Annotated in this window: 7 protein-coding genes; 1 reads left to right on the top strand and 6 read right to left on the bottom strand. The window is 40.8% G+C overall.

What is annotated here, in order from left to right; genetic code table 11:
- Positions 1–548 precede the first annotated feature (548 nt).
- Together DWA31_RS06010 and DWA31_RS06015 are read right to left on the bottom strand one after the other, a co-directional pair.
- Complete coding sequence (locus tag DWA31_RS06010) at positions 549–2,552, bottom strand: glycoside hydrolase family 3 protein (RefSeq protein WP_114325729.1); 2,004 nt, start codon at positions 2,550–2,552, stop codon at positions 549–551.
- Positions 2,553–2,568: 16 nt separating this feature from the next.
- A complete protein-coding gene (locus DWA31_RS06015) occupies positions 2,569–4,104 on the bottom strand; it encodes a sulfatase family protein (RefSeq protein ID WP_114325730.1) in 1,536 nt (511 codons plus the stop codon).
- Between the two features lie 352 nt (positions 4,105–4,456).
- Between DWA31_RS06015 and DWA31_RS06020 the strand changes: the two genes are divergently transcribed.
- The gene (locus tag DWA31_RS06020; RefSeq protein WP_114325731.1) at positions 4,457–4,885 is read left to right on the top strand and encodes a hypothetical protein; all 429 of its coding nucleotides are present in this window, start codon (positions 4,457–4,459) and stop codon (positions 4,883–4,885) included.
- 214 nt (positions 4,886–5,099) lie between these two features.
- Here the strand turns inward: DWA31_RS06020 and DWA31_RS06025 are convergent, their stop codons facing one another.
- The 4 genes from DWA31_RS06025 to DWA31_RS06040 form a co-directional block, all read right to left on the bottom strand.
- Positions 5,100–6,680 carry a sulfatase family protein gene (locus DWA31_RS06025; protein WP_114325732.1) on the bottom strand — a complete coding sequence of 527 codons (1,581 nt, stop codon included), beginning with the start codon at positions 6,678–6,680 and terminating at the stop codon, positions 5,100–5,102.
- Between the two features lie 8 nt (positions 6,681–6,688).
- On the bottom strand, positions 6,689–9,130 hold the full coding sequence (locus DWA31_RS06030; RefSeq protein ID WP_114325733.1) for a glycoside hydrolase family 2 protein: 2,442 nt from the start codon (positions 9,128–9,130) through the stop codon (positions 6,689–6,691).
- 88 nt (positions 9,131–9,218) lie between these two features.
- Positions 9,219–9,782 carry a hypothetical protein gene (locus DWA31_RS06035; protein WP_114325734.1) on the bottom strand — a complete coding sequence of 188 codons (564 nt, stop codon included), beginning with the start codon at positions 9,780–9,782 and terminating at the stop codon, positions 9,219–9,221.
- Between the two features lie 10 nt (positions 9,783–9,792).
- Positions 9,793–11,232, bottom strand: a complete 1,440-nt coding sequence (locus DWA31_RS06040) for a sulfatase family protein (protein WP_114325735.1) — start codon at positions 11,230–11,232, stop codon at positions 9,793–9,795.
- Positions 11,233–11,438: the final 206 nt, after the last annotated feature.

Here is an 11,438-nt window from a genome sequence, read left to right on the forward strand (position 1 = left end):
GAAAGCTTGTGGCTTAAATTGACTCTGTCAAACACAGTGTTGACAGTCGGCTTGGTTTTATCCTCCACACCATTACTGGCTTTCATCGGCCTAGCCTTACTCACTACTACGGGTTCATCTGCCACCTCACACTCGTAATACTCTTGAGTCACCTCTTGAATAATACGTCCAACCATTTTTGATCAAATCATTTTGATTGGATACAATGCCAGGCTTCCCCAGTTACTGCACTAGTTCCCTGTTAGAAATTCCACCCTCAAACACAGCATTGGTCTGACTAAGTATTGGGCTTCGCGCTATTTTGGACGCTTACCCACCAATACCGCCGAAGCAGGTTACGGTTAGTTGTGTACCTCTAACTTCTTATGGCTTCCTTCAGACCCCACCGTTAGCCAGTGACGCCCTTGCCATTCAGATTATCTTCCCCTTAGTCGGGGTGATAAGGCTTCTTTCAGCCTATCGGGTTTGCCAGCTTCGCTGGGCAAACAAAAAAGGCTTGTCGATGACAAGCCTTTAAAAGTGCAGTTTTTCTTATTCAGTCCATGTTATTACTCGGTATAAGATAAACCATGGCCGAATGAAAATAGTGGGTCAACCGAGTCAAACGGTACGTCTTCAAATTGCGCTTCAACTGCAGCCATAGAGCGTGGCATCTCAAACGGTAGCTTACCTGTAGGATTAAAGTCACCAAATAGCACATCTAATATTGCATCATCAGTTGCACCAAACTCAGCAAGTACCCCAACCGCATGTTCCGCAATTTCAGGGATTACTGATGGTCGTTCAAGGTAAATCGACACTATAGTCGGTTTAGTTGCCATCACGGTTTGAATATGGACTAAGGCTTCACCTTTAAAGTCTAAATCACCTTGATTCAAGATTGTTTCAATGATGTTTTCGCCTAAGTTTAAATCGGTTCGTGGCGCACGATGTGGCGCTTTCACTCGTAAAATGGCGACATCCGCATCAGCTAAATTGGTCACTACCTGAGCATAGTTAGCGGCAACCTTTTCATCAACGCCTTCAAGATAGACTTTAATGCCTTTGGCTAACGGCAAGCTATATTGCTGTTCACTGTTACCTTCGGCTGCTAACGCTTCACTTGCTAATGCTTCATTCTTTAACAGCACTAGTGATTTACGCTGTGCTAACGCGCCTGCTTTCATAAACTCATCGGTACCAGTAATCGCTTCAGCGGCGGCAATATCGACATAAGGATTATCAAACAAACCTAAACGAAATTTATCTTTTAGAATACGACGTATTGAGGTATTGATACGGCCGATAGATACCTGACCCGATTCAACTAAGTCAACGATATAATCGGGCAGTTCTTCACCACCAAATTGATCAACCCCCGCATCCAGCGCTTTCTTAAAACGATCAGATTCAGACAAACCTTCAACCCCCCAAGCGCGAGCGCGCATTGCAACCCAGCCCATAGCGCCTTTATCGGTGATAATGCCCCAATCGGTACACACCACGCCATCAAAGCCAAAATCACCCCGTAACATATCGGTAATCACTTCTTTGTTAAATGCCATGGCGACGTCTTCTGACGTTTGGCCGTTTGGAATACCGTAGTACGGCATTACCTGCGCGGCACCAACATCAAAAGCGGCTTTAAAAGGCTTTAAATGATAATCAAAATTATCGCCCGGATAGGCTTGTTCAGCGCCGTAAAACTGATGAGCATCTAAGCCATTCGCTTGTGGACCACCGCCAGGAAAATGTTTCACCATGGTTAATACACTGGACTTGCCGATATTGGCACCTTGGAAACCTTTAATATAACCAGCCACCAATTTAGACGATAATTCAGCTTCTTCACCAAAGGTACCAACACTACGTGCCCAACGCGGCTCAGTGGCTAAATCAGCCATAGGGTGTAAAGCTAAACGAATGCCAACCGCGCGATATTCAATATTGGCAATACGGCCAAATTCTTCTGCCACTTTTTCATCACCAATTGCACCAAAGCCAATCGGCTCAGGCCATAATGAAAAACCATGGGTGCGTACACTGGTAGCATTTTTACCATCACGTAAGCTATGACGAGGATCGGTCGAGAAGGTAATTGGGATACCTAAGCGTGTTTGCTCGGCAAGCTTTTGCACTTCATTGTGCCAACGCGCCATATCTGTCACAGGAGCTGAGCCCATGACGTTGAAGTGATTGATTAAGCGTGAATTAATGATGTCGTAGGTGCCGTAGCCCATCGACATATTCATGTCTTCAATGATCTCTGCATTTTCACCAAAAGTTATTGGCGGTTGAAACATCAAACCCGCTTTTTCTTGCACATTCATTTGGGCAACGAGATCATCAACACGACGAGAAATTGGCTGACGACTATCTTCATAAATATCCAATTGACCATTTTTATTTAAATCACGGTAGGTAAAGCCACTGGCACTAAGCGTTGGTGCTTCAGGGCCAATATCAGCTTTGGCCAAAATGGTGTCAAGCCAATAGATTTTAGCAACCCCTAATGCAACAAGTGAAACTGGAATTGCTACGGCAATCGCCGAATATTTAAGCCATTTTTTCATAATAATTTACCTTATACTAAGAATTGTTTTTTGTTTGTTTACGCTTACGCAAAAACAAGAATTTGATGCTTCTGTAAATGCCGTAAATAAGGGCTATAGCCAGTAGTAATACAGAAATCGCAGCAAGCAAACCAACGGTTTTGATGTAACCATAACCTTTATGATCGGCTGACGTTGCTTTCATGATTAACCAACGTTGTTCGGGTTTAATCGTTTGATATTGGGCTATCCGCGCTTTTAATGAAGTAACTATTTGCGGATATTGCTTAGCCAAATTAGTTGTTTCTCCGGGATCATTTTCCATATCGATCAGCATCAATGGATGGCTGTATTCGCCTACATTGGCAAAATACTCAATAAAGGCAGGCAAATAAGAATGATGTGCAATTTTAAGTTTCCAGCGTCCTTGTCTTATCCCTTCAACCACCTGATTATTTTTATTAAAATAAATAAATTCTGCATCATCACGGGTATTTTCTCCGCCAAGTAATGACGTTAAACTATTACCGTCAATCACTCTATCATCTGGCAGTTTTGCCCCAGCAAGCTCAACAAAGGTTGGAAACCAATCGAGCATTGAAGCCACACCATGATATTCTCGAGGCTTGATACCTTTTGGCCAATGAGCAATGGTTGGCACCCGATGTCCCCCTTCAAAGGTGGTCATTTTTCCATGCCTTAATTCACCCGCTGAGCCACCATGATCACCCATCATTAACCAAGGGCCGTTATCACTTGAAAATACTAATAAAGTATTTTCCCACAGGCCTTTCTTTTTAAGCGCTTTAACTATCTCGCCAACGCCCCAATCAAGCTCTTGCACCACATCACCATAAAGACCACGTTCACTACTTCCTTCAAAGCTAGGTGATGCATAAAGCGGTACATGCGGCATGTTATGAGCTAAATATAAAAAGAACGGCTGCTGTTGATGGCGATCGATAAAATCGATGGCTTTTTCGGTATAACGCTTAGTTAAGTAACGTTGATCTATCTCGCTATAATCAATGTCATTGTTTTCATGCCAGAAAAAGTTACCCATATCATTGCTATAAGGCACACCGTAAAATTCATCAAAGCCCTGATTAAGTGGCATATAACGTTCGCTATGGCCTAAGTGCCACTTACCTACCATGCCAGTAGCATAGCCTTGTGGTTTTAACGCTTCAGCAATGGTAATTTCACTGAGCGGCATACCATCAGGGCTATCACTCATAAAAACACTACTAATACCCATGCGCACTGAATGACGACCGGTTAACAGTGAAGCGCGTGAAGGCGAGCAAACATTGGCGGCGGCATAAAAGTTAGTAAACTTAATGCCATCATCAGCGAGCTGATCAAGATGAGGGGTTTTTATATCAGTAGCGCCAAAAGAACTAACATCCCCGTAGCCGAGATCATCTGCGAAAATAAAAACGATATTGGGTTTAGTGGTAGGTAAACTGCTCGGTAATTTGCTAGGTAGGATTTCATTAGCATATACAGTACTAACGCTAAGCCATACGGCAGCTAATGCTGCTTTTAGTAATACTGAATAGTTAATAAACACAGTTTAAAACTCCAAAACATATTGATATAAATCTACAGATATACTGAGATTATCAACGGAGTCTGAAACCATCCTGAATAAAGCCAACTATATATGGCAAGTTTAAGAAAATTCCGCGCATTAAAAACTCAACGTGAATGTGATAATTGAACTTCAAATTATTTCGATAGCTAGATTAGTCTTAATTCTATTTGGCATAATCAAATGCAAGGTATTATAAAAACTGACAAGTTTGTGCGCTTAGTTGACGTAAGGGATTGAAAGTATTAATGTCTCCTTAGGAGCGAGCAGCGGTCGTTAGTGAGTTGAGCATTATCAAAATGCCCCTTTAAGATAAAAGCTAGGTAGACATATGGAATTGTTCTCAGTATTTCGTAAACCAAAACCAATTGTAGACTCTATATTAGGAGTAATTACTTTCAGTGATGGCTGCTGGAAATCTAGCTGTGAAATTGACGGTAAGTGTGTTGAAGTTGCTCTAGATGGCTCCAAGCATCAGCTTAATGAGTTTGCTAGAGCTCAGTTTGTTTGTTTATTGCCAAGTATGGATAATTTATGGGGAAGTGCAAAAAAATATATTATTCAAGAACTTGTCAAACATGAGGCTCCTTTTAAAGCTTCTTTGAGCGACTTGGTTTTAACGTGCGTCTCTATCCATAAAGAGAAGTCATTTGATGATGGTCATTTAGCTTTTTGGTTTGATTTAAATTGTGATGATGATGGTACTTACTATGTTTCGTTTTTAGAAGGAAAACCAAATTACCTTCATAGGGATAGTTAACCGTCAATTCAAATGGAGCTTCTGAAACTTTGTAAGTTTCTTTTTGCTAACTTCTTCTTTTGGCACAAAGCGACTGAAAATGGCATCAATAATTAGGTACTGCTAACGACTTCTCTGTGGTAACTTTTGACCTAACCAATGCTACGATTAGGTCAAAAATAATATTTAAAATAGGTATTACAGCCTAGGTTATATCGTTGATAACAAAATCAACCTAAGGTTCTAATTGCGAAGACAATCCTTTGTGTACCACCCAAAATTTTAAACGCTCTAATAATGTCGGCTCTGGGTCTTCTATCGGCACTTGATACTCTTTACGTAATTCCGTTAAACGTTTTTTCAATTGTGAAATATTTGCTGACTGCGATTTGTCTGCTATCCGGTTATTAAGCTCATCGGGATCGCTTGCTAAATCATAAAACTCCCAAGTGCCCAATTGATAAAAGTGAATTAACTTATATCTATCAGTACGTACACCATAATGACGTGGCACAAACGCCCAACCGGGATTTTCATAAAAGTGATAGTAAATGGCATCACGAAAAGGAGTAATCTTGGCTGTACTTTCTGCTGCAGCGCTCATCAGAGGAACTAAGCTTTTACCTTGCATATCATCAGGTGCTGCTACTCCGGCAATATCTAAAAAGGTTTGCGCAAAATCTAGATTTTGCACTAAGTCACTGTTCTCACTGCCTGGCTTTATTTTACCCGGCCATTTAACGATAAGCGGCATATTGATAGAGTCTTCATACATCCAACGTTTATCAAACCAACCGTGATCGCCTAAGAAAAAGCCCTGATCAGAGCTATAAATAACAATGGTATTTTCTTCGAGGTTATTTTCTTTTAGATAAGCCATGACTCGACCTAAATTATCATCAATAGAGTCAACCGAGCGCATATAGTCTTTAATGTAGCGTTGATATCGCCATTTAGTTCGAGCATCGCCTTGTGGTTTATTTTCTTGATAAGCCTTGTTCTCTGCCGCATAGGCTCTATTCCAATTAGCTAACTGTGCGTCGTTGAGGTAACCGGGAGGCTCTAGTTTTAAATCCTTCATGGTTAAATATTCAGCAACTGACATTTCCAAATCAGGACTCAATGATGCCGCACGACCTTTATGATCATCAAAAAGCGTTGCCGGCTCTGGAATTTCAATGTATTTATATTTATCGATATGATCTGGCCCCGGCGCCCATTCACGATGTGGCGCTTTATGTTGGTACATCAACATAAATGGTTTGGTTTTATCGCGCTTATCTAACCAATCTACCGCTCTATCGGTAATAACATCTGTGGTATAACCTTCAACTTCTATGGTGCCGGATTCACTTTTAAAACGTGGGTTATAATAACGGCCTTGCCCGGGTAAAATTTCCCAATGATCAAAACCCGTTGGTTTACTGTATAAATGCCATTTACCAATTAAAGAAGTTTGATATCCCGCTTTTTGTAACAGTTTGGGAAAGGTTTGCTGTGAGCCGTCAAAGTCACCGCCCCATTCGTTATTCATAAAACCATTTTTATGGCTATGTTTACCGGTAAGTATTACCGCCCTGCTTGGCCCACAAATAGAGTTGGTGGCAAAAGCATTACGAAATAACACTCCCTCGCTAGCAAGCTTATCGATATTGGGGGTTTTATTAATTTTTGAGCCATAAGCACTGATAGAATGCGTAGCATGATCATCAGCAAAAACAAATAAAATATTAGGCCGTTTTTGTTCTGAGGCAATTGCACTCACTGTAAAAGATATCGCGATCAAACCTAAGGACACCTTAGTAAAATTTTTCATCTTGATTCCTAATTCTGTACTTGTGCTGAAGAAAATGCACTGTTAACTAATTGTTTGGGTAGTTTTGTTTCAATACCCGGATGGGCAAAGCCAACTTTTCGGCGACTTATCACCCGCGATTCAATGCCATCACCACTTAGATAGGCATAGATAACAAATGGCGTATTTTCTGGCATAGTTAGGCCTATTGTTAAAACTTTATCGCCAAGGGCTGCTAGGGTTAACTGCACAGGTGTGGATTTCGTTAATATCTTGCCATTAACATCGGCAGTCACCATTTCAACCAGCACTTCACTATCTTGATAAGTATCATTTAATAGGGTTACCGGCACAGAGACTTGTTGTCCTGACGGATAAAAATCTGCAGACCAATTGTCGATATTAATACCTACAGGCGCAAATGCATGCGGTGCCCACTCGGCCCAACGCGGCTCCATGATTAACTTAGGAATATCAATAAAATTATCGCAAGTAGCACTGGCTTCTTTAACATCCCAGTCAGCGGGAATAGTGTCTTTATCTGCACATTTTCCTAAATATAAAAAATGTTGCACTCCGGCATAACCACGACGAGCTCGCCAATAACCTGAAAGTTCACTTACCACGTAGGCATATATTTCACGGTGTTCATCAATGCTTAATTCAACATCGGGAGCCAGTAATTTATAAGCATCTTCAGCAATAGTGGTGGCATCTGAGCCATCTCGGGTCAGCCATAACCAACCATATTCATTATTGATATAGGGATGAGAGCGGGCACCGGGTCCATCAAAAGTTCTGAAAATAGTGCCTTTCGTCATGGGTGGTAAGCGAGTAAAGTCATCTAGATCACTTAAGCCATAATCCTTATCGTTACTATTCATAAAGCCGGTGCCATTGAGCTTATAGGGATGCTCTTCTAATGGATCATTGGCTAGGTCTGGTGCACGGTAACTGCCTGACTCCCACTGACGAGACTCATCTAAATGACGAACGAGCGGTACCGCTTCATAAGGCAATGGATTATGATTTTCATTTGAGGCATCCCACCAGCCAATAGAGGCATGGTTCCAATTTTCTTGGACCCAGGCGGTAAACTCCTTTTCCAGTTCTTTTAATGACCAATTATTCGATGTTGGCATGCCTGGAATACCAAGCCTTACCGGCGAAAAAATGTGATATTCATCGGTAACAATAAAACCAATTTCATCGGCTAAGTCATACCAAAAATTAGGCGCTCGACCAACATGAAAACGAAACGAATTCCAATGAAAGTCTTTCATATGGCCAGAGAGTAACTGAGTAACCCACTTTTCATCCCAAGGTAATTGTTTACGGTCTTGATCTTCAAAAAAGCGATGCAAGGCGATATTGGTGCCACGTAAATAATACTTTTTATTGTTTAAATAAAAACCTTTGTTTTTACTATCAACGCCTTCTCCGCCACGCCACTCAACCTTGCGCATACCAAAGCGTGTTGCACGATCGTCAGAAGCTTGGCCATTATGCTCAACAGTGCTACGAGCTATATAGAGAAAAGGCGACTCTGGCGACCACAGTTTTATATCCTTTAAAAGCACATCTTGGCTAACGGTGATTGTTTCATCTACCGCTAGTGTTACTCGTTGCTCTGCAACATCCGATGCTAAATCACCACTTTGCCATTCAGTAATTTGTTGTTTAACCGTTAGTTCAACGGCGACATCACTGTTATTACGAATGGTGGTTTTAACTGTCGCCAAGCCTTGCTCTATATTCGCTTCAACCTTGGTTCTTACAATGGAATATTGGCCGGTATAAACCACACTAACACTGTCCCAAAGTCCTGGATACCAACCATATTTTTCAAAATCACTACCAACCGGAATAAACTCGGGTACTGATGAATGCTCAGCACCAACACGAATAATAAGCTCATTAGTTTGACCATATTGAATCGCTGCAGATAGATCATATTCTGAAACACTAAAAGCGCCGTAATGCTCACCTAACATTTGGCCATTTAACCAAACCTTGGTGCCATATTTGGCTTTATGTAAACAAAGATGAGAGAGTGCGCTTGCTTGCTCTAGCGCGGTGAAGGTTTTTTTATACCAAAACGCCTCGCGTTCATCACTTTCCATGCCCACCAATTTAAAGCTTGGTGTTGCTTCTGTTAACAATCCAGGAACTGGCGCAGTATGATTATATTCCTTGGGGAAATTATCATCTAAAGCGCCTTGTTCCACTAACCATTGACCATCAAGCGATTGGGTTTGACGAACCGACTCACCAAAATCAACATGACTGTTTTGACAAGCCACTTGTGCATAACTGCCTTTTATTTCACTGTTTCTATGCTCAGATTCAGGAAACTCCATCATAAATTTATTAACATGCGGTTTAGCAAGTTCTAGCAAAGGCTGTTGAAATACCCAGCCCAGCAGTACGAGCAATAAAATGGCTAACACTATTTTTTTAAATATCTTCATTATCTTAATTCTCAATTATTCTGAGTTTTAGTTAATTTGAGTTATAACAATCGGATCAATTAAGTGAGCAAAATTACTCCGATTGGTTTTACATGATGAAAGCGCGATAGCCAGTCAAAAAACCTTGAAAAACGAACAAATCAAAGCCAAAAACTAGCATAACAGTACCTTCAAGGCCGCCGATAACTAACATTGGAATGAAAAATAATGCCGTAGATTTAATGATTTTATCACCAGACTTTTTTTGCAGTCGCAAACTGATTTGATACAGTAAATGACATGCCCCCATCAACATGAAAACAATGCAGTAGTAAAATAAATACGGACCTTGAATACCTGAGTAAAGCCCAGCTGCAAAGCCATAAAAGCCCATGCAGACTATCATCTCTTTAATATGCCAAATAACGGGGGTCACTAAAGCTATTTTAATGGCTTGAGCATAATTACTGCCATAAACACGTGCGCCAATATAAGCGGCGCCAGCACCCAACATTATGCAAGAAAATAAAATCAGCCCTGATAAATTTCGCAACGCTAAAGGTAAACCTATTTGCCAACCATAATCGTAAATTACCGTCATCATAATCGCGGTAACAACTACAGCAAAGGCGATACGCCATTGGCTAGGAACATTATTTAAAAACCATTTCATTTGAATACTCCTACTCTGTTGCAGCTTGAGGTTGGCTAACCTCAGCTTCCATGACACTTAAACGTGTTTTTAATGCTTGATAAATGTCTTGCATATTCGGCTGATCAATCAAATTTGTTTGTTCAAGTGGATCCGCTTGCAGGTCAAACAATTCATTCTTCTTACCACGTTTATATTCAATTAATTTATAACGCTTAGTACGCAGAGCTACTTGCTCTGGCACCGGATAGGGATAGTCTTCATAGTATTTGTATAACCAATCATCACGTAAAGTTTCATCTTTATCGGCTAATACTGATACCGCACTTTTTCCTTGCATATGAGCAGGTACCTCAATACCGGCAAGTTCCAAAAAGGTCGGCGCCATATCTAAATTAAGTAACATTTCTTGGGAGCGTCGACCGGGATTTTTAATGCCATTGGGGTAGCGAACAATAAAAGGTATGCGCATCGACTCTTCATACGACCAACGTTTATCTATCAGGCGATGCTCACCCCACATATAACCATTATCACCGGCAAAAACAACTACGGTATTGTCGCTAAGGCCTAGTTCATCCAGTTTATCTAACACTAGCCCTATTTGTTGATCCATCGCCATGGCGGTTTCTGCGTAATCTTTCATTTTTTCTTCTAGCGGATCCCAAAGGAAATGTTTGAAACTACCATCGGCAAACGCTAACCAAGAATCAGCTTCTTTGGGTAACGTTACTTTTTCATTGTCATAGCGCCCCGCGACACTTGTTGGCGGGGTCATAGGTAAATGTAAGGCTTTATGAGAAAGATAAAGAGCAAAAGGTTGCTCTTTATTGTTTTCAATAAACTTTAAGGTGAAATTGGTTAAGTCTTCAGTGATATAACCATTGATTTTGACATCAGCTACCGGAGATTCGCCCAGCTTTAATTTTTTACCGTTAACAATATAAGGCGTACCATAATAAGCCCCCTGGCCGCCCATATGCTCAAAGCTGATAAATTGGTCGACACCGCGAAGTTTAGGTAAACCTCCCGGCATATGCCATTTACCAATAAAGGCGGTGTTATAACCGGCTTTTTTCAGGTATTCAAAATAGGTAACATTTTTATTGTCCCAAACGGTAAAGTTGTTTTGCACGCCATGTTGTTGTGGATATTGCCCGGTTAAAAAGCTTGCTCGTGATGGGCTGCATAATGAAGAAGTGACAAAAGCATTTTCAAAGAGTACACCTTCATTAGCGATACGATCGATATTAGGGGTTTCAATAAATGCATGGCCCATTACGCTTAAATAATCCCAGCGATGATCATCAGCAAGAATAAAAACAATATTAGGTTTTTTAGTTGCTGTTTTACTTATCGTTTTAAGTTCTGTTTTACTTTCTATTTTAGTTATCGTTTTAGTTTCACTAGCGATAACTGAAGGCGCTAACATTGTTGATATCAGTGTGATTAACACTACAAATAGGTTCATGTTATTTCCAAGTTGTGATTGTTAGTCATAACATATAAAAATAAGCTGAAGCTGACCTGAAATTAACTGGAATAAAAAGAATATCGAGTAGGGTGAGGCTCATGCCTCATCCCTCTCACAGAACCGTACGTACGGACCTCGTATACGGCTCATGCAATTTACTATTTCTCATCACTTTGATCAGTAATAAGAAGCGAGAACGCCTG

It is taken from the genome of Candidatus Colwellia aromaticivorans, assembly GCF_003333305.1.
Lineage (GTDB): Bacteria > Pseudomonadota > Gammaproteobacteria > Enterobacterales > Alteromonadaceae > Colwellia > Colwellia aromaticivorans.

Bases quoted from the DNA above. Each gene is read 5' to 3' on its own strand.
- DWA31_RS06010 (WP_114325729.1), bottom strand. From the start codon at position 2,552: ATGAAAAAATGGCTTAAATATTCGGCGATTGCCGTAGCAATTCCAGTT.
- DWA31_RS06020 (WP_114325731.1), top strand. From the start codon at position 4,457: ATGGAATTGTTCTCAGTATTTCGTAAACCAAAACCAATTGTAGACTCT.
- DWA31_RS06025 (WP_114325732.1), bottom strand. From the start codon at position 6,680: ATGAAAAATTTTACTAAGGTGTCCTTAGGTTTGATCGCGATATCTTTT.
- DWA31_RS06030 (WP_114325733.1), bottom strand. From the start codon at position 9,130: ATGAAGATATTTAAAAAAATAGTGTTAGCCATTTTATTGCTCGTACTG.
- DWA31_RS06035 (WP_114325734.1), bottom strand. From the start codon at position 9,782: ATGAAATGGTTTTTAAATAATGTTCCTAGCCAATGGCGTATCGCCTTT.
- DWA31_RS06040 (WP_114325735.1), bottom strand. From the start codon at position 11,232: ATGAACCTATTTGTAGTGTTAATCACACTGATATCAACAATGTTAGCG.